Source organism: Pseudonocardia kujensis (assembly GCF_021283305.1).
In the GTDB taxonomy this organism is placed as follows: Bacteria; Actinomycetota; Actinomycetes; order Mycobacteriales; family Pseudonocardiaceae; genus Pseudonocardia; species Pseudonocardia kujensis.
In genome coordinates, this window is record NZ_JAJSOK010000028.1 from 20824 (window position 1) to 38694 (window position 17871).

At 74.0% G+C, this 17871-nt stretch carries 19 protein-coding genes and 2 pseudogenes; 8 read left to right on the plus strand and 13 right to left on the minus strand.

Annotation, left to right across the window (positions count from 1 at the left end; translation table 11 throughout):
• Positions 1-17 precede the first annotated feature (17 nt).
• From LWC35_RS20175 to LWC35_RS20195, 5 genes are all read left to right on the plus strand, one after another.
• On the plus strand, positions 18-584 hold the full coding sequence (locus LWC35_RS20175) for a DinB family protein (RefSeq protein ID WP_232871720.1): 567 nt from the start codon (positions 18-20) through the stop codon (positions 582-584).
• A 345-nt stretch (positions 585-929) separates the two neighbouring features.
• A complete protein-coding gene (locus tag LWC35_RS20180; protein WP_232871721.1) occupies positions 930-1121 on the plus strand; it encodes a hypothetical protein in 192 nt (63 codons plus the stop codon).
• A 542-nt stretch (positions 1122-1663) separates the two neighbouring features.
• Complete coding sequence (locus LWC35_RS40370) at positions 1664-2410, plus strand: VldE C-terminal domain-containing protein (RefSeq protein WP_232871722.1); 747 nt, start codon at positions 1664-1666, stop codon at positions 2408-2410.
• 32 nt (positions 2411-2442) lie between these two features.
• Positions 2443-3522: a DUF3616 domain-containing protein gene (locus LWC35_RS20190; protein WP_232871723.1), complete on the plus strand. Its 1080-nt coding sequence runs from the start codon at positions 2443-2445 to the stop codon at positions 3520-3522.
• Positions 3523-3661: 139 nt separating this feature from the next.
• Positions 3662-4516, plus strand: a complete 855-nt coding sequence (locus LWC35_RS20195; RefSeq protein ID WP_232871724.1) for a VldE C-terminal domain-containing protein — start codon at positions 3662-3664, stop codon at positions 4514-4516.
• Between the two features lie 58 nt (positions 4517-4574).
• Here LWC35_RS20195 and LWC35_RS41010 read toward each other — a convergent pair.
• The 3 genes and pseudogenes from LWC35_RS41010 to LWC35_RS20205 all read right to left on the minus strand — a co-directional run.
• A pseudogene (locus LWC35_RS41010) lies at positions 4575-4823 on the minus strand (phosphatase); the annotation flags it as partial.
• 25 nt (positions 4824-4848) lie between these two features.
• Positions 4849-4998: pseudogene (locus tag LWC35_RS41015) on the minus strand (alkaline phosphatase PhoX); the annotation flags it as partial.
• 57 nt (positions 4999-5055) lie between these two features.
• Positions 5056-5529 (minus strand): hypothetical protein, encoded by a 474-nt coding sequence (locus LWC35_RS20205; RefSeq protein ID WP_232871726.1) that lies wholly within the window; start codon positions 5527-5529, stop codon positions 5056-5058.
• A 129-nt stretch (positions 5530-5658) separates the two neighbouring features.
• Between LWC35_RS20205 and LWC35_RS20210 the strand changes: the two genes are divergently transcribed.
• Positions 5659-6693, plus strand: a complete 1035-nt coding sequence (locus tag LWC35_RS20210) for a 6-phosphofructokinase (RefSeq protein ID WP_232871727.1) — start codon at positions 5659-5661, stop codon at positions 6691-6693.
• 122 nt (positions 6694-6815) lie between these two features.
• Positions 6816-7250: a hypothetical protein gene (locus LWC35_RS20215; protein ID WP_232871728.1), complete on the plus strand. Its 435-nt coding sequence runs from the start codon at positions 6816-6818 to the stop codon at positions 7248-7250.
• A gap of 179 nt (positions 7251-7429) precedes the next feature.
• Here LWC35_RS20215 and LWC35_RS20220 read toward each other — a convergent pair whose 3' ends face one another.
• From LWC35_RS20220 to LWC35_RS20255, 8 genes are all read right to left on the minus strand, one after another.
• Positions 7430-8392 carry an AIR synthase related protein gene (locus LWC35_RS20220; protein WP_232871729.1) on the minus strand — a complete coding sequence of 321 codons (963 nt, stop codon included), beginning with the start codon at positions 8390-8392 and terminating at the stop codon, positions 7430-7432.
• Entirely contained in the window at positions 8389-8982 is a 594-nt protein-coding gene (locus LWC35_RS20225) for a helix-turn-helix domain-containing protein (RefSeq protein ID WP_232871730.1), read from the minus strand. Before LWC35_RS20225 ends, LWC35_RS20220 begins: the two co-directional genes overlap by 4 nt.
• 115 nt (positions 8983-9097) lie before the next feature.
• Positions 9098-9433, minus strand: coding sequence for a glycerol dehydratase reactivase beta/small subunit family protein (locus LWC35_RS20230; RefSeq protein WP_232871731.1), 336 nt, complete (start codon positions 9431-9433; stop codon positions 9098-9100).
• Complete coding sequence (locus tag LWC35_RS20235) at positions 9430-11247, minus strand: diol dehydratase reactivase subunit alpha (protein ID WP_232871732.1); 1818 nt, start codon at positions 11245-11247, stop codon at positions 9430-9432. The genes LWC35_RS20230 and LWC35_RS20235 overlap by 4 nt, the downstream gene beginning before the upstream one ends.
• Positions 11244-11831 (minus strand): propanediol/glycerol family dehydratase medium subunit, encoded by a 588-nt coding sequence (locus LWC35_RS20240; protein ID WP_232871733.1) that lies wholly within the window; start codon positions 11829-11831, stop codon positions 11244-11246. Before LWC35_RS20240 ends, LWC35_RS20235 begins: the two co-directional genes overlap by 4 nt.
• The gene (locus LWC35_RS20245) at positions 11831-13525 is read right to left on the minus strand and encodes a propanediol/glycerol family dehydratase large subunit (protein WP_232871734.1); all 1695 of its coding nucleotides are present in this window, start codon (positions 13523-13525) and stop codon (positions 11831-11833) included. The genes LWC35_RS20240 and LWC35_RS20245 overlap by 1 nt, the downstream gene beginning before the upstream one ends.
• Positions 13525-13974: a diol dehydratase small subunit gene (locus LWC35_RS20250; RefSeq protein WP_232871735.1), complete on the minus strand. Its 450-nt coding sequence runs from the start codon at positions 13972-13974 to the stop codon at positions 13525-13527. Before LWC35_RS20250 ends, LWC35_RS20245 begins: the two co-directional genes overlap by 1 nt.
• Positions 13975-14131: 157 nt before the next feature.
• Positions 14132-14887, minus strand: coding sequence for an MIP/aquaporin family protein (locus tag LWC35_RS20255; protein ID WP_232871736.1), 756 nt, complete (start codon positions 14885-14887; stop codon positions 14132-14134).
• A 249-nt stretch (positions 14888-15136) separates the two neighbouring features.
• Between LWC35_RS20255 and LWC35_RS20260 the strand changes: the two genes are divergently transcribed.
• Positions 15137-15538, plus strand: coding sequence for a GlcG/HbpS family heme-binding protein (locus LWC35_RS20260; RefSeq protein ID WP_232871737.1), 402 nt, complete (start codon positions 15137-15139; stop codon positions 15536-15538).
• 124 nt (positions 15539-15662) lie between these two features.
• Here the strand turns inward: LWC35_RS20260 and LWC35_RS20265 are convergent, their stop codons facing one another.
• Both LWC35_RS20265 and LWC35_RS20270 read right to left on the minus strand, forming a co-directional pair.
• A complete protein-coding gene (locus LWC35_RS20265; protein WP_232871738.1) occupies positions 15663-17045 on the minus strand; it encodes an aldehyde dehydrogenase (NADP(+)) in 1383 nt (460 codons plus the stop codon).
• Between the two features lie 116 nt (positions 17046-17161).
• Entirely contained in the window at positions 17162-17848 is a 687-nt protein-coding gene (locus LWC35_RS20270; protein ID WP_232871739.1) for a GntR family transcriptional regulator, read from the minus strand.
• Between the last annotated feature and the right edge of the window lie 23 nt (positions 17849-17871).

A 17871-nucleotide genomic window follows, 5' to 3' on the forward strand; every position in this document is an offset into this window, starting at 1 on the left:
GCCGGTAGGACGACGGTATGACCGTCAAGTCCGAGCTGCACGACTACTTCCGGCAAGGCCGCGAGGCGCTGCTGTGGAAGCTCGACGGCGTCCCCGAGTACGACGCCCGCCGCCCGCTCACCCCGACCGGCACCAACCTGCTCGGGCTCGTGAAGCACACCGCGATCGTGGTCGCCGGGTACTTCGGCGAGGTCTTCGACCGGCCCTTCCCGCGGCCGCTGCCGTGGGCCGAGGACACCGCCGCGCCCAACGACGACATGTGGGCCCTCCCGGGCGAGACGCGCACGCAGGTCGTCGCGCTGTTCCACGACGCCAACGCGCACGCCGACGCCACCATCGAGGCCCTCGACCTCGACTCCCCCGGCTACGTCCCGTGGTGGTCCGGGCCCGTGACGCTGAGCCGGATCCTGGTCCACGTGGTCGGCGAGGTGCACCGGCACGCCGGTCACGCCGACATCGTCCGCGAGACGATCGACGGCGCCGCCGGCCTCCGGACGGACAACTCCAACCTCGCCGACGGCGACGCGGCCTGGTGGGCGGCGTACCGCGCCCGGGTCGAGGCCGAGGCGCAGCGGTACCGGTAGGGCGATCCACTGCACACCCACTCGAGCACGGCGCCGCCCGTCGACCGGGTGTACGGCGGGCACCACGGGGTGCGGAGGACGTCCCGGGCGGGTGTGCGGAGACCCGGGTGGGTGGTCCCGTCGGGCGTCCGGAGGAAGGGGGGCGCGCGTTCGCAAGGGTCCCGAGCGACCGTTTCGCCCGCTGACGGATCGCCCGTCGGACGCCTCGGCCGTACGCCGATAGCAGGCCTCCGTTAACCGGTTCGCAACGACCCTGGCTGTCACCTCGCGTAGTCGGAGCACTACTTTCGCGGCCACAGTTCCAGGAGGTGACAGTCAGTGGCGCTTGCGTCGATCTTGTCCGGTATGCCCGACCTGTTGCAGCGCACGCTCTCGCAGCACACCCCCGATCCGCACGGGTACTGCCGGGAGTGCCGCGAGGCGTCGGGCATCGCCGCGGCGTGGCCGTGCGCCACCCGCGAGGTCGCCGAGGAGGCCGAGTACATCCAGCGCGGCGGGCTGCCCGGGACGCTCCGCGGTCGGCACCGCAGCGCCTGAGCGCGCGTCCCGGGAGCGTCCCGCCGCGGCGGGACGCTCCTCGGACCCCGCTACCCGTTCCCTCGGCTCCACTCAGGATGCTCCGCCGAACGGACGCACCACCCTCCTCGTCCGAGCGGGCATCCGGCGGAAGAACGCCCGCAACCGTCGCGAACCGCGCGCCGAACGGCACCTCGCCTGTGAACGCGCCCACCGTGCCGACCGCCCGACGAGACCGCCACCACCCGAACGGCCGTTCGTCGCTCCGCTCGATCCGATCGGCTCAGCAGGCACAACCTCCCCGCACGACCCGGGCCGGAAGCCCCTAGCGTCGGTTGCGACCGGATCACGGAACGATCACGAACGGCCCTGGGCGCCCCGAACGCCCGCCTCCCCAGCAGGGCCGGACCCCCTTCGGACCGCCCGCGGCCCGGTCGCCGTCCGACAGCTGAACACGAGAGGTCGTTGTGGCCCGGCATCGCTCCCCACGAGGCCGCACCGCGATCCCCCACCAGCAGCCGGCGCCGGGCTCCCCGCGGCGTCGACACGCGCGGGTGGGGGACGTGGTCCGGTCGCTCCCCGGTCCCGTCCGCCACGGGTCCGCGCTCGCGCTCGCCGCGGGCGGCGTCGTCGCCGTCCTCGGGGCCGCCGCCCCGCTCTCGGGCTCCGTCGGCGCCGCGCTCCCCACGAGCACGTCCCCCGAGGCACGGCTCGCCGCCGACACCGTCCCCGTGCCCGTGATCCCGGCGCAGCGCGGGGCGCCCGCGGTCGAGATGACGGCGTTGGCCGACGCCGCCCGGAGCGCGGGCGAGCACGCCACCGCCGAGGCCGAGCGCCAGCAGGAGCAGGCGGCCGAGGCCGCGCGGGCCTCGCAGGCCGAGGAACGCGCGAAGCAGGCGCTCGGCGGCCGGACCCTGCAGACCGGCTCCGGCAGCACCTCCTGCGGGATGAGCACCGCGAGCCTCGGCGCCGTGAAGCCCTGGGTGACCGACGCCGTCGAGTTCCTGGGCTGCCGGTTCGGCGAACCACGGACGCTCGGCGTCGGCAGCCGCGGCAACGCCTCGGACCACCCGTCCGGCCTCGCGGCGGACTTCATGGTGGGCCGGGCGAGCGGCGACGCGATCGCGGACTGCGCGCTGCAGAACATGCAGGCCCTCGGGGTCTCCTACGTGATCTGGCAGCAGCGGATCAACGACGGCAGCGGGTGGCAGGCCATGGAGGACCGCGGCAGCCCCACCGCCAACCACGAGGACCACGTGCACGTGTCGTTCGCGAAGTCGGCGCCCTCCGGGCGGCCCGTGACCTGCTGACCCGGACCCGGCCGCCCCGGTAGAACTGGGGGATGGACGCAGGTCTCCTCCGGCTCGAACGGCAGGTCGAGCTCCGGTTCGCGGGCGACACCGTGCGCACGGGCAACCACGTGAACCTCTCGGCCGTCCAGGTCGAGGGGTCCACCCTGTGGCTCGCCGGCGACGAGACCGCGACGATCGAGCGGCTCGAGCTCGACCACGGGCTCGCCGTCGCCGACAAGCCCGTCACGTTCCCGCTCGCCGAGCTCGTCCGCCTGCCCGGGCCGCCGGACCAGGAGGCGGACATCGAGGGCCTCGCGCGGTCCGGCGGCTTCCTGTGGGCCATCGGCTCGCACAGCCTCAAGCGCCGCCGGGTCCGCCCGCACGACGACGCGGCCAAGACCCTCAAGCGGCTGTCGAAGGTCCGTCGGGAGGAGAACCGGTACGTCCTCGCGCGGCTCGCCGTCGAGGCCTACACCGAGGGGCCGCCCGAGCTGCGGCTGCGCACCGCCGCGGGCGTCTGCTCGGCCCTCGTCGGCGCGCCCGGCAGCACCGGGCTGACGGACCTGCTCGCCGACGACCCGCGGCTCGGCCCGTTCCTGGCGATTCCCGGCAAGGACAACGGGTTCGACGTCGAGGGGCTGGCCGTGCACGGCGAGTCCGTCTACGTCGGGCTGCGCGGTCCGGTGCTGCGCGGGTGGGCGGTGGTCCTCGAGCTGCTCCCGCAACCGGACCCGGCCGACGACGGGCGGTTGGTCCTCGGCGCCTTCCCCGGCGGGGAGCGGTACCGCACCCACGTGCTCGACCTGGGTGGGCTCGGGGTGCGCGACCTCTGCCCGCACGGCGACGACCTGCTCGTCCTCGCCGGGCCGAGCATGGCGCTGTCCGGGCCGGTGCGGCTGTACCGGTGGCGCGACGCGGCGGCGTCGGACCGCAGCGGGCCGGTCCGCCGCGACCGCCTCCCGCTGCTCGGCGAGCTCCCGCACGGCCAGGGCGAGGATCACGCCGAGGGCATCGCGCTGCTACCCGGGACCGGGCCTGCGAGGCTGCTCGTGGTGCACGACAGCCCCGGGCCGGACCGGCGGCCGACGGCGTCGTCGGTGCTCGCGGACATCGTCGCGCTGGACGGGTGAGCCGACCGCTCGCCGCGTCCGCGGGCACGCACGACTCACGGTGAGTCACCGATACCCGACGTTTCGTGACCTCTCCGCTACATTCTGGGCACGACGCGACGGCCCGGCTCCCCCGACGGACCCGGAGACCCTCCGCCCGGTGTCCGGAGCACCGGCGGTCCGCCCGGGCCTCGCACCGAGAAGGCAGGACGTGTCGCGGCACCGCTCCCCCGCCGCGGGCGCGCCCGGTCGCGGGACGGTCGACGTACGCCGGCTGCTCGCGGGCGCCGGCGCCCCGCCGCCCCGCAGCCGTCGTCAGGCGCTGCGCCGCGGCGCCACCGCCGCCGCGGTGACGGGAGGCGCCCTGGCCGCAGTGGCGCCGGCGGTGTCGCTGCTGGGCACCGACCCCCCGTCCGCGGTGGAGTCCGCCCGGGTGGACCTGGCGTCGTCGGACGTCGTCGACGAGGAGCTGTTCGCCGCCGACGGCGCGGCGTTGGCGGCGAGCGTCCTGCCGGTCCGCCGCGAGGCCGACCCGCCGGGCCTGGCCGCGGCCGAGAACCTGCTGAAGTCCGCGGGGCTCAACGACGCCGCCCGCCGGGCCGAGGAGGAGCGGCTGGCCCGCGAGGCCCGCACGAACTGCGGGGTCGACCTCTCCGAGCTGGGCGCGGTCAAGCCGTGGGTCCGCGACGCCGCCCGGTTCCTGTCCTGCCTCTACGACCAGCCGGACCTCATCGGCGTCGCCGGGCGCGGCCGCGTCTCCGACCACCCCACCGGCAAGGCGCTCGACCTCATGACGACCGGCGCCCACGGCGACCGGATCGCCGCCTGCGCCCTCGCCAACCGCGAGGCCCTCGGCATCGCGTACGTGATCTGGGAGCAGCGGATCAACTACGGCGACGGCTGGGAGCCCATGGAGAACCGGGGCAGCCTGACCGAGAACCACTTCGACCACGTGCACGTGTCGTTCGAGGGCTCCGCCGGCTCCGGCGACCCCGACCCGGGTCTCTGCACCTGACCCGAGAACGGAGCGCGTTGTGGTTCCATGACGCGGCTCAGGCCCGGCCCGGAGCGCGTCATGGAACCACACCGCGGCTCGAGCCCGGGCAGAACCGCCAGATGTCCACCACCGCGGGCCGCGGCCGGGTGCCCGGGCCGTCGACCTGGGGGCCGCCGCCGGTGAACCGCGCGACGGAGAGGGTGCCGTCGGAGAGCAGCGAGAGGTTGTGCTCGCGAGCGCGCCGGCTCTGCGCGTTCCGCAACGTCCCCGACGACACGAACTCGTCGACGTGGGCGAAGCGCTCGTCGTCGCCGAGGTGGACGACGGCGTCCTTGTCCCTTCGACAGCCGCACGGCGACGCCCTCGCGCTTGAACCGGCCCGGGGCGGTGTGCTCGACCGGCCGGGCCTGCGGGTCGTGCGGGTCGACCTCGACGACCCGGCCGAACCGGTTGGCCTCGTTCGGCTCCTTCGCCGGCCGTGGACGGCACGGAACCCGCAGGTCACATAGCCGGCGAGCGTGGTGAAGGCCCCACTACGGACGACGGGACCGCGTGCGTCAGTCCGTGGAGTCGGGGGTGGCGGTGTGGTGGGGATGGCCGTGGGTGCGGCGGCTCTGCTTCATCTCGGCCTCGAAGACGTGCCGGCGCCCCTCCATCAGGTCGTCGCGCAACGCGCGTTCGGTGTCCTTGAGCGGGGAGTAGTAGTTGTCGTCGAAGTCCTCGACGATCTGGAAGCTCCAGCGGCCCTCGATCGCGTTGCGCCCGATGAGCTCCGTCTCGATGCGCTCGGCCCACTCCTGCTGCCCGCACTCGCGCAGCTTCTCCACGACGTCGTCGAGCATCGCGTCGGCGCCGCCCATGAGCTGGTGGAACTCGTACAGCGCGCCGCGGGCGCGCTCGATCCGCTCGAGCATCTCGGAGAACTTGCCGGCGGCCGCGACCAGCTCGTCGGAGGCGCCCTCCGGGCGCGAGTGCGCGGTGTCGACGGACCGGGAGACGGGGTCGGAGGAGACGGCGTTCGTCGTGCTCATGCCCCTCGGTACCCGCGGCCCCCCGGCGTGAACCGCTGCGCTCTCCCGTGCTCGGGCCCGCCCGGACCCCGACCTGTGACGACGGTAACATCGGTGCGTTTCTGCATCGATGGAGAACGGAGGCCCGCCATGCGAGTCGGGGTGCTGACCGGCGGGGGCGACTGTCCCGGGCTGAACGCCGTGCTGCGGGCGATCGTCCGCAAGGGGGCGACGACGTACGGGCACGAGTTCGTCGGGTTCCGCGACGGTTGGCGCGGGGTCCTGGAGGGCGGTGACGACTGGGCGCGCCCGCTCGGGATACCCGACGTCCGCGGCCTGCTCCCCCGCGGCGGCACCATCCTCGGCTCCTCGCGGACCAATCCGTTCGCGACCGAGGACGGCGTGGCCCGGATCCGCGGCACGCTCGAGGCGCAGGGCGTCGACGCCCTAATCGCGATCGGTGGCGAGGACACGCTCGGGGTCGCGGCCAGGCTGCACGACGACGGGGTGCGGGTCGTCGGCGTCCCGAAGACCATCGACAACGACCTCGGCGGCACGGACTACACGTTCGGCTTCGACACCGCCGTCTCCATCGCCATGGAGGCGATCGACCGACTGCACACCACGGCGGAGTCGCACCACCGCGTGCTGATCGTCGAGGTCATGGGCCGGCACGCGGGCTGGATCGCGCTGCACGCGGGCATGGCGGGCGGCGCCAACGGGATCCTCATCCCCGAGCAGCCCTTCGACGTCGACCGCGTCGAGGCGTGGGTGGAGAGCCGCTTCCGGGACCGCTACGCGTCGATCATCGTCATCGCCGAGGGCGCGATGCCGGTCGGCGGCGCCGAGGTGCTGCAGAGCGTGCAGACGGACGCGTTCGGGCACGCCCGGCTCGGTGGCGTCGGGGACTGGCTGGCGCAGGAGATCGAGAGGCGCACCGGCAAGGAGGCCCGGACCACCGTGCTCGGGCACGTCCAGCGCGGCGGCACGCCCACGGCCCGCGACCGCTGGCTCGCCACCCGCTTCGGCCTCCACGCGATCGACGCCGTCGCCTCCGGCGAGTGGGGCATGATGACCGCCCTGCGCGGCACCGAGATCCGGATGGTCCCGCTGCTCGAGGCGACCAAGCAGCTCAAGACGGTCGACCCCGCGCTGTACGCCGAGGCGGAGGTGTTCTTCGGCTGAGCCCCGAGGCGGAGCGGGTCCGCCGGCCTCCTTCATCCGGATGAAACAGTCCGGAAACCGCCCGGTGCCGGTGCCGATCTAGAACTGGGGAGCCCCAGCGCCCGCCGGATCGGAGGCCCGCCGTGCCCGAGCAGCCAGCCCGTGAGCAGAGGTCCGTCCCGGCCCGGCTCGCCTGTCCCGCCGAGTGCCGCGCCGGCCGCTCGTGGGGCGCGCACCACGACCGGCTGCTCGACGTCGAGACCGACCCGGACGCGATCGTCGAGCTGTTCGAGACCGCGGTGACCTGGGCGGAGCTGGAGTACCCGGAGGAGACCACGATCCCGCCGGCGCGCTGGGTGGAGTTCGCGGAGAAGCACCGTTGGCGGGATCCGGAGCGCGCGCTGCGGATCTTCGCGCTGGCCGCCGACGCCGCGCTGCGCGGCACCCGCGCGGCGGCGCCGGTCGCGCTGGGTCGGGCGGTGGGGATGGACACGGGCACGACGGCGGGGCCGGGCGAGGGGATCTGCCCCACCCTCGTGCCCGCCGGCCCGCCGCGCCATCTCCGCGTCGCCCCCTGACCACTTCCCGAAGCCCACACCCCGACTCCCCCAAGCCAAGACCCCGACTCGCGCTGCCAGAACTCCCGACTCGCGCTGCCAGAACTCCCGACTCGCGGACGGAGAGCTCTCACTCCCGCGAGTCGCGCTGTCCGCACCCGCGAGTCGGGAGGTTCGGCAGCGCGAGTCGGGAGGTGTGGTCAGCGGGGGAGGCCGGTGATCGCGGTGGTGGTCAGGTCCAGGACCTCCACCCGCTCCGCGCCCCGGACCAAGGAGAGGACGGCGGAGTCGTCGAGCGTCCCGACCACCGCCGCGGCGAGGTCGCGCTCGGCGAAGGCGGCGAGGCACTCCTCCTCGCGGCCGGCCGGGACGCAGAGCAGGAAGCCGAAGCTGGGGAAGCAGTTGAACCAGCGCACCAGCGGCACCCCGGCGGGCGCCGGGACGGCCGCGACGTCGACGCTCACCCCCAGCCGCCCCGGCTCCAGCAGCATCGCCAGGGACCCGACGAGCCCGGCCATGCTGATGTCCTTGGCCGCCACCACCACACCCCGCTCGGCGAGCGTGCCGAGCAGCCGGACGTCGCCGGCGCTGCGGCGCCCGCGGGACTCGAAGGCAGGGAAGAACGGGAAGTCCTCGCGCATCCGCCCGTCGAGCGCCGCCGCCACCACCAGGGACTGGCCGGCGGCCGCACGCGTCACCGACAGCGGCGCCGCGGTGGCCCCGACGGCGAACGCCGAGATCGCCGGGTCGCCCTCGTGGAGGGTGAGGTGCCCGCCGACGATCGGGACGTCGTAGAGCTCCGCGGCCTCGCGCATCCCCGCCAGCGCCTTGCGCGCCAGCTCCTCCGACGCCACCACCGTGTCGACGATCCCGAGCGGCACGCCGCCCATCGCCGCGACGTCGTTGACGTTCGTCAGCACCGCCGCGAAGCCGGCGCCGTGCGGGTCGGCGGCCACGAACGGCGGGAACAGGGCCTCCCCGCACGCGACGACCGGGCCGCCGTGCGCGGTGACCACCGCGCCGTCGTCGCCCGGGCCGCCCTGCCAGTCCGTGTCGCCCAGCACCTCGCCGACCAGCGCGATCTCGGCCTTGGCGGCGAGCCCCGGGTTGGCGAGGCAGGCCGCGGCGATCTCGCCGAGCGTCTCCGTGACCGCCGCGCTCATCGCAGGACCAGCCAGACCGCGCGCACCGGGACGTCGCCGGCGTTGCGCCAGCCGTGCCCCCGGTCCGTCGGGTAGTGCAGCACGTCCCCGGCCTCCACCTCGTACGTCTCCCCCGCGACCTCGACCGACAGCGTGCCCTCCCGGACCAGCACCATTTCCTCGCCCGGCCGGCGCGGCCTGGTGTCGCCGCTCTCGCCACCCGGTTCGACCACGACCTCCACCGCCGCCGCGCGCAGCACGTCCGTGGGCGCGGCGAGGCCCTCCACCGCGACGCCGAGCGCCCCGGGCGCCCAGTCGCGCGGCGCGGGCAGCCGCTCCGCGGCCCGCACGTGCACGGCTGCCGGCGGCTCGAGCCCGCTGTCGTCGACGAACGCCGACACGGGCTGGCCCAGTGCGCCGGCCAACTTGAGCAGCGTGGTGATCGTCGGGACCATGTCGCCGCGCTCCACCTTGTGCACCGCGGCGGCCGACACGTCCGCCCGGGCGGCGAGCTGTTGCAGGGACAGCCCGAGCCGGGTGCGGGCGGCGCGCACCTTGGGACCGATCGCGTCGACGATGGGCTCCCAGGTCGCGGGACTCGGCCGGCTCACGTTGACCATCCTAGACGGCGTCCACCTATGGTGGACAGCCGCAGCGCCGGCCCGGTCCGACACCGAACGGCGCTCCCGCCCACCGGGTGGGCGAGCGCGCCGTTCCGGCCCACCACTACGACAGGGGCAGCACCTTGACGATCCGCGCGGCGGTGCGGCCGGCGATGCGCAGGTCGGGGCGCGGGGAGCCCGCCTCGACCCGCTGCACCGGTTCGTCCGCCGGCAGGGACGCGTGGTGCACCGCCACCGCGCCGGACCCGTCGATCCCGATCCCCGTCTCCAGCGAGGACTCGAGCGCCGCGGCGTGGGCGAGGGCGAGCAGGTCGGTGTCCCGGACCTGCTCCACCCGCGTCGGCACGCCCTCCTCCTCCGCCCCCGCGCAGACCTCCCGCAGCACCGCCGGGTCCACGTACCCGGTGTGCCGCAGGACGATCGCGGGCTTCTCGGTCACGCGCCCGCCACGTGTGCGTCGACCAGCCCCGACGCGACGGCGTTGCGCGGCCCCTCGCTGCCGTGGACGTTGCCGATTCCGCAGACCACGCCGTACCCGGCGAGGGCGTCGGCGATGAGGTCGGGGATCTCGAAGTCCAGCGCCGAGCCGCCGAGCAGCACCACGAAGTCCAGCATCCGCAGGCTGCCGCCCGGCGCGACCTGCTGGAGCGCCCGCACGGCGTTGACCGCGAACACCTTCCGCTTGGCCTCCCGGCGCACCCGCCGCACGTGGTCGACCGAGTGCCGGGTCGCGACGGGCGCGGGGCCCTCGGGCGTCATCGTGACCACCCGCGCGAACACGTGCGACGGCAGCGGCTCGGGGAAGAACTGCACCGTCCCGTCCTCGTGCCGGACGTGGAAGAAGCTCTCCACCTTCGCCAGCGGGTACCGCTTGACGGCCTCCGCCTGCTCCCGGTCGTCGAGCGCGAGTTCGGAGCCGATCAGTTTGGTGACCAGCTCCCCCGCCCCGGCCACGTGCACGGCCGAGCTGACGCCGTCGCGGTCGAGCAGCGCCGCGTCGGTGGAGCCGCCGCCGAGGTCGAGCACGGCGATCGGGATGGCCGTGCCGGGCGTCGTCAGCGCCCCGCGCACCGCCATCTCGCCCTCGACGCCGCCGATCTCGGCCCGGCAGCCCAGCGCGGCGGCGACCTCGTCGGCCACCACCTGCATCCGGCTGCGGCTGGTGCGCACCATCGCGGCGAGCGCGACGGCGTTCTCCGGCGCCACCTCGCCGGCCAGGCCGCCGCGCACCTCCTTGGGCACGAAGGTGTCGACGGCGAGCACGTCCCGGATCCGGATCTCCGCCGCCGGCTGCCCGGTCACGTCCGTCATCGTGTCCCGGACCTGCGCGAGCATCCCGCCGACGTGCGTGCCCGCCTCGCCGGTCGCGTCGTCGAGCGGCTGGACCCGACCGAGCACCTCCATGATCGCCTCGGCGCCCGCGTCGACGTCGACCTGCAAGGTCTTGCCCGCCCCGCGGAGGGTGAGCGTGCCGACCGGGATCCGCCGGTCGGTCACGTCACCGCTGGGGGTCCGGACGACGACGGCGGACCGGTTCCCGGTCAGCGCCCGCGCCACCGGCGACACGTGCTTGGTCTGGTCCGGGTCGAGCTCGAACACCGAGGCCAGGCCGTAGGAGTCCGAGAGCGTGCGGATCGTGCGCCCGGGGGGCGCCACCTCCACCGCCGCCCGCATGCCGAGCGGCACCTTCTCCACCGCACCGACCTCGTCAACGACCGGGATCGGCGCACGCAGCCGGTTGACCACGAGCACGGCGTCGTCGTGCGCCAGGACCGCGGCCACGACCTCCAGGCCGCGGTCCGTGGCCGCGTTGAGCTCCGTGGCGACGTCGTCGAAGTCCCAGCCCGGCCCGACGACCGCGATCGTCGGGCCGGACGCCCCGGACAGCGCGTCGATCGCCACCGTCGTGCCGACCCCGAGCCCCTCGCCGCCGGGTGTGGCGGGGTTGTGCCCGATCATCGTCGACTCGGTGATGATCGTCTCGGAGATCGTCTCCATGGCCAGCCCGGAGATGACGGGCGTGGCCTCGTTGAGCAGGACGGTCTCGACCTCGGACTCCGTGTGGCCGGCCCGGTCGAGCGCCCGCCGGACCGCCGCCACCGCGCCGTCGGTGTTGTCCGGCGTGCCCTTGACCCCGGTGGTGTGGGTGAGCGCCGTGCCCAGGTACTCCACGGAGGTCCCGGACACGGCCGCCACGCACGCCTCGGTCGTCGAGTTGCCGATGTCGACGCCGACGACGAGCCGCCTCGTCATGCGCGGGAGATCACCGGCTCGACCTCCACCGGCTTGCGACCCGCGACGATGCACTCGAACTCCTTGAGGTGCAGCAGCGCGGCCTTGGCCTGCCAGCGCGGCCGGGCCATCTGGTCGTTGCGGGTGGGTACCGGGGCCGGCGACTCGCCCTTGGCGTACTGGGCGGCGTTGGACCCGATCCGGCGGAACACCTCGGCGTCGAGCAGCGGCGACTGCGGGAACAGCTCCAGGTTGCTCAGCCGCGGGAGGTCCCGCTGGTGGATCATCGCCGTGCCCCGGGAGAGCAGCCCGATCGAGATCCCGGAACCGGACAGCCGTGCCCCGGTGTGCGCGACGGCCGCGAGGTCCGCGGTGTCCCACACCTTGATCACCCGCGCGTGCACGCCCTGCTCCTCGATGCCGGCCAGGATCTGCCGGATCACCTCGGCGTGCGGCACGTCCACGATGGTCTTGGTGAACGGGTCGGAGAAGGCCGGCGAGACGGCGACGACCACCTCGTCGGGCCGGGAGGCCCGCTTGGCCGGGCCGACCTCCTTCAGCGTGAGCGTGCGCTCCGAGGTCGATGCGGCGGTCGGGGCGGACATCACGACACCTCCGTCTCGGGGTCCTCGGCGCTCGTCACGTGGCGCAGCTTCTTGAGCTGCTCCCACCGCTCGCCCTGGAGGCGGTAGCCGGAGCCCGGGCCGCCGTAGTCGTTGGCGTCGTTGATGGCCGAGAGGGGCACGAAGTCGTCGGTGAGGATCGCCGAGGTCTGCAGCAGGTCGCCGGAGACGCGCTGGCGCAGCACCGTCAGCAGGTTCTCGGCCACGTCGTGGAAGCCGCTGCGCTCGAGCGCCTTGACCAGATCGAGGCCGGTGACCCCGCGGTCCATGACCGACTGCGCGCCCTTGAGGTCCTCGAGCACGTCCCGCTCGGGATAGTCGCCGCTGCCGTTGGCGTAGACGGCCGCCTCGACCTCCTCGTCGGTGATCCGCGGCAGGTCGAGCTCGGCGAACACGGCCTGCAGCGCCCGGGCCGCCTTCTCCCGGACCTGCAGGATCTCCGGCTCCCGGACGTGCCGCAGACCGCCGTCGACCTGCAGGTCGCGCTGGATGGTGTTCCAGTCGTCGAAGTCCTCGGTGTCGAGGTTCGAGCCCGCGAACATGTTGTCCGCGTTGGGGACCGCCGAGTAGCCCGAGCACACGAAGTCCGTGCCCGGCAGCATCTGCGGCAGCAGGCGCGCGGTGCGGCGCATGGCCGAGTGCGAGAAGGACTGGTCGTTGCCGGAGGCGCACTCCAGGTCCATCCAGCTGGCCACCAGGTTCTCGGCGGCCACCGCGCGGATCCCGCCGGGGACCGCACCGGGGACGCCGATGCAGGAGATGGAGCCGTTCTGCAGGCCCTGCACGCCCGCGCCCTTGGCCATGAGGATGCAGCGGATCTCCAGGTACAGCATGGACCGCCCCTCGGCGTTGCCCATCTGCACCTCCGAGCCGGTGCCCGAGGTGAACCGCATCTTGATCCCGCGCGAGGCGTACGCGCTGGCCAGGAAGGCCTTGGACCACGGGGTGTCGTCGCCGTCGACGAACACGGACTCGGTGCCGTAGACCGAGATCGTCTCGGCGTAGGCGGTGATGCCGCGCATGCCGAGCTCGAGCTCGGTGGCCTCCTCCAGCGCGCACTGGGTGAGCACGCCGCCCCGTCCGACCTGGCCGCCGACCTGCAGGGCGATGGCCACGAGCGGGGCGTAGCGCACGACGCCGAGGGTGGTCTCCAGCTCGGCGAACCCGCGCAGCGCGCCCTCCGCGGCGTCGGCGGCGACCTGGATCGGGTTGTCCTTGGCGCTGGTGGAGTGCGCCTGGTTGGCGGGCGTGCGGCGGGCCCGCATCTTCTGCATCGCCATCATGATCTCGACGACGTTCATCAGCTTGACGACGTCGAGGATCTTCGCGGGGGTGAGCCCGCGCCCGATCCGGGTCAGCTCGTCCCGCGAGGCCCGCGGGTCGACCAGCGCCCGGGCGATCTCGACGGACGGGATCGCGTTGACCTCCTCCGCCGTCTCCACGTCGATCGCGTGGTCGGCGATGAAGGTGTCCATGAAGTCGAAGTCGGCGCGGGCCCGGCCGTCGAGCTCGACGATCCTCCCGCCCTCGACCCGCACGCTCGGCTGCGGGTCGAAGTCCGACTCCATGGCGACGAGGCCCTTCTCGGGCCACTCCTCCACGAACCCGTCGAGGTTGACGGGCCGGTCCTCGAGGATCTCGGTGCGCCTCGACCGGCGGTTCTCCGTGGTCGTCATCAGTCCTCCTCGTCGCGGGCCAGCAGGTCGCGGCGCTCGTAGACCTCGGCCGCCTCGCGGACCAGGGCACCGCACACGGTGGCCTGGTACTTGTTCTCCAGGTTCTCGGCGATCCCCAGCAGCTGCTCCTTGCTGGAGGCCCGCGGGCGGAGCGCGTTGTACATCGCCAGGACCTCGGCGTCGGGCACCGCGGTGAGCTCGGCCGCCCGCCGGAAGTTGGCGGCGAGCTGCCGGCGGTGCACCGACTCGGCCAGGGTGGCCTGCAGCTGGAGCGTCTCGGGGGCGATCCGCAGGTCCTCCGCGGTGATCTCCCCGGCGACGACGGCGTTCATCGTCAGCGCCGTGATCGGCTTGCCCGTCGGGGTGCGCAGCAGGTCCTGACGGTTGACCGAGAGCGGGTAGTCGGCGGCCCCGAGGTCGGGGCCGGACCCGGAAGCTGGAGCGGACACGCGCATCACCTCTCGTCGTTCGCCGGGACGGGGGCCACGGGGCGCGGTCGACCGACCGCGGCACCCGTGCCGCCCACCCACCGTTGCGCAGCTGCGCAGGTAGCGGAAACCCCTACGGCCGTGGGCAACCCGAACGGCGCCTCTCCAGCCGGTGAGGTCACGCCACACCCGCGCTGAGCAGGCCCGCGAGGACCGCACCGATGATCGGACCGACGATCGGCACCCACGCGTACCCCCACTCGGCACTGCCCTTGCCCCTGATCGGAAGGAGGGCGTAGGCCAGCCGGGGGCCCAGGTCGCGGGCCGGGTTGATCGCATAGCCGGTGGGCCCGCCGAGCGAGCAGCCGATGCCGATGACGACGAAGGCGACCGCCGCGTAGCCCAGCGCCCCGTTGCCGAACTGGGGCACCCCCGCGCCGTCGGGCGCCTGGGCCGCCGGGTTGCTGAGGACCCAGAACACGAGCACGAAGGTCGCGACCGCTTCGGTGATCACGTTCCAGCCGGACCGGGCGACGACGGGGCCGGTGCAGAAGATGCCCCGGGTGTCGCGGTTGCCCTCGGGGTCCTCCTCCACGTTCTTGTCGAAGTTCGCCTTGTAGGCGAGCCAGCCGACGCAGGCGCCGACGAACGCGCCCACCAGCTGCCCGATCAGGTAGAAGGGCACCTCCGACCACGGCGTCGAGCCGGCGACCGCGAGGCCGATGGTCACCGCGGGGTTCAGGTGCGCCCCGGAGGGCGCGGCGATGCTCGCTCCGGCGAACACGGCGAAACCCCAGCCGAACGTGATCATCAGCCAGCCGCCGCCGGTGCCGAGCGTCGGGCGCAGCACCACGTTGGCCACCACGCCGACACCCAGGAGGATGAGCACCGCCGTGCCCAGGCCCTCCCACACGATGATCGATCCCGCTGTCATGCGGACCTCCCTGTCCCGGCCGCCCTGCGCGGCCCGGGCGTTACGGTCCACAGTGCTACGCGTGTGACGGAAGAGGTTGGGCGACAACGGCCCGCGAAGTCTCACCCTCAGCGGGGGTGGGACCTCACCGCGTGGCGAGGAGGAACCTGACCCAAGGCGGAGCTGTCGGCGGCCGCTCCCGTCCGGTTGGGTGGAGGGGGCACCGCCGTACCGGGCGGGGCCCGCACGGACTTCCGGAGGGACTCGAGGATGAGCGGGTTGACCCTGGCCGAGGCGCAGAAGGCGCTGACGGCCGGCCTGAAGAAGGCCGACGAGATCGGCCAGCCGATGAACATCGCCGTCGTCGACGCCGGCGGGCACCTGCTGGCGTTCGCCCGCCAGGACGGCGCGATCCGGGCGAGCATCGACATCTCCCAGCGCAAGGCCGTCACCTCGATCCTCATGGCCGCCCCCACCGGCGCGCTGACCGCACTGGTCCAGCCCGGCGCGGAGCTCTACGGGCTCGAGCAGCTCGCGGGCGGGCTGGTCATCTTCGGCGGCGGGATCCCCGTGGAGCGCGACGGCGAGATCGTCGGCGCCGTCGGGGTGAGCGCGGGCTCGGTCGAGCAGGACACGCAGGTCGCGGAGGCCGCGGTCGCGGCCCTCACCTGATGACCGACCCCTGCACGCATCATGGAACCATAACGCTCGATTTCCGCCCTCTTGTTCGCATTATGGAACCATAATGCGAAATCGGAGCGGATTCTCAGCGTTATGGTTCCAGGATGCGGCGGGGTCAGGCCCGGGTGATCCCGTCGACGCGGCGAGGGCCGGGTGCGCCCTCGCGCAGCTCTGCGGGCAGCGCGGCCTCCGGAATGTTCTGGAACGCCACCGGCCGCAGGAAGCGGGCGGCCGCGGCGGTGCCGACCGAGGTGGTCGTCGGCGCGGTGGTGGCCGGGTAGGGGCCGCCGTGCTGCTGCGCGTCGCTCACCGTCACGCCGGTGGGCCACTGGTTCCACAGCACGCGTCCGGCGTGCTCGGCGAGCCGCGCGACCAGCTCCGGCGCGTCGGGGTCGGTGTCGGCCCCCTGGACCGTCCCGGTGAGCTGGCCACCGACCGCGTCGAGCACCTGCAGCGCCTCCGGCACGTCGGCGTACTCGAGGATCAGTGCCGCCGGGCCGAACACCTCCAGTTCCAGCAGCTCCGGTCGCTTGAGCACCTCGACGGCCGTGCTGCGGAACAGCACCGGGCCCCCGCCGACCTCGCCGCGCGCCACGGTCACGGCGGCGGCCATCTCCCGCGCCGCCGTGCAGAAACCGCCCTCGATGCGCTCGTTGAGCATCGGACCGGCACTCAGCTCGGGCACCGCGGCGAGGAAGGCCTCGGCGTCGGGCACGAGCACGATCCCCGGCTTGGTGCAGAACTGCCCGGAGCCCAGCGTGACCGACCCGGCGAACCCGGTCGCGATCTCCTCGGCCCGCGCGGCCCAGCCCGCCGGCGTCACGACGACGGGGTTGGTCGAGCCCAGCTCGCCGTAGAACGGGATCGGCTCCGGCCGCGATGCGGCGAGGTCGAACAGCGCGCGCCCGCCGCGCGTTGACCCGGTGAACCCGACGGCCTTGATCCGCGGGTCCTGCACCGCCGCCGCGCCGGCGTCCACCCCCTCGATCAGCGCGAACACGCCGTCGGGGAGGTGCGGGGCGACGACCGCGGCGGTCCGGCGGGACAGCCCGGGGTGCCCCGGGTGCGCCTTGACGACGACGGGGCAGCCGGCGGCCAGCGCGGAGACCGTGTCCCCGCCGAACACCGAGAAGGCGAACGGGAAGTTGCTGGCCGCGAAGACCAGCACCGGCCCGATCGGGACCTGGGTGCGCCGGATGTCCGGGCGCGGGCCCATCGGCCAGTCCGGGTCGGCATGGTCGACCCGGACGTCGTGCAGCAGGCCCTGTTCCAGCCGATCGGCGAACAGCCGGGCCTGGAAGGTGGTGCGCGCCAGCTCGCCGGTCAGCCGTGCCTCCGGCAGGCGGCTCTCGGTCATCGCCGACGGGACGAGCTCGCCCGCGGCGGCGTCGAGCGCGTCGGCCGCGGCGCGCAGCATCGCGGCGCGGTCGGCAGGGGTGGTGCGCCCGAACGCGCGCGCGGCGGCGGCCGCGCCCGCGAGGGCGTTCTCCAAGATCACGTGAGGTCCTTCTCCGCGCGCCCCCCTCCCCCGGAACCGAGCGCATCATGGAACCATGATGCGAATTCCGGGGCAGTTTTCGCGCATTATGGAACCATAATGCGAAAAGGGTGGCGCTAGGTCGTGATGGCGTTCGAATCCATGTCGGCGACCGTCCACTCCTCGACCTCGTCGAGGTGGACGGCCGCGGCGTCCTGGGCGGCGGCGACGTCGCGCGCCGCCATCGCGTCGAGGATCTGCAGGTGCCGCCGGGTCGAGCCCTTCGCGCGGTGCGGGCCCGTGGCGCCGAGGATCCGCAGCCAGGCGACGAACGGCTCGACGGACCCGCGGGCCCGGACCAGCCGCTCGTTGCCGGTGGCCGCGACGATCTCCCGGTGGATGCGGAAGTCGCTGGCGAAGAAGGGCTCGAAGTCGCCCTTCTCGATCGCGGCCTCGGCCGCCACCGCCTCGGCCCGCAGGTCGGCGATGAGCCCCACGGGCATCAGCGAGGTCGCGAGCCCGGTCGCGACCCACTCGATGCCCTTGCGCAGCTGGCAGACCTCGCGCACGTCCCGCACCCCGGGCCGGGCCACGAACGTGCCCGACCGCGGACGGGTCTCGATCAGCTGGTCGTGCTCGAGGCGGGCCAGCGCGTCGCGCACCGGGGTGCGCGAGACGCCGAACTCGTCCGCGACGGCCTGCGGATCCAGCCGGGAGCCGGGCTCGAACACGCCGGTGACGATGCGCTCGCACAGGATCCGGTAGAGCTGCTCGGCGATCGACTCGACGACCAGCGAGGCCTTCCCGGGCGTTGGTGCGGTCACGGCTCCCCCACTGTGCGTGATGT

Coding starts and splice junctions, on each gene's coding strand:
- LWC35_RS20255 (WP_232871736.1), bottom strand. CDS start 14,887: ATGACAGCGGGATCGATCATCGTGTGGGAGGGCCTGGGCACGGCGGTG.
- LWC35_RS20175 (WP_232871720.1), top strand. CDS start 18: ATGACCGTCAAGTCCGAGCTGCACGACTACTTCCGGCAAGGCCGCGAG.
- LWC35_RS20245 (WP_232871734.1), bottom strand. CDS start 13,525: ATGACGACCACGGAGAACCGCCGGTCGAGGCGCACCGAGATCCTCGAG.
- LWC35_RS20205 (WP_232871726.1), bottom strand. CDS start 5,529: ATGAGCACGACGAACGCCGTCTCCTCCGACCCCGTCTCCCGGTCCGTC.
- LWC35_RS20240 (WP_232871733.1), bottom strand. CDS start 11,831: ATGTCCGCCCCGACCGCCGCATCGACCTCGGAGCGCACGCTCACGCTG.
- LWC35_RS20190 (WP_232871723.1), top strand. CDS start 2,443: ATGGACGCAGGTCTCCTCCGGCTCGAACGGCAGGTCGAGCTCCGGTTC.
- LWC35_RS20210 (WP_232871727.1), top strand. CDS start 5,659: ATGCGAGTCGGGGTGCTGACCGGCGGGGGCGACTGTCCCGGGCTGAAC.
- LWC35_RS20220 (WP_232871729.1), bottom strand. CDS start 8,392: ATGAGCGCGGCGGTCACGGAGACGCTCGGCGAGATCGCCGCGGCCTGC.
- LWC35_RS20180 (WP_232871721.1), top strand. CDS start 930: ATGCCCGACCTGTTGCAGCGCACGCTCTCGCAGCACACCCCCGATCCG.
- LWC35_RS20235 (WP_232871732.1), bottom strand. CDS start 11,247: ATGACGAGGCGGCTCGTCGTCGGCGTCGACATCGGCAACTCGACGACC.
- LWC35_RS20260 (WP_232871737.1), top strand. CDS start 15,137: ATGAGCGGGTTGACCCTGGCCGAGGCGCAGAAGGCGCTGACGGCCGGC.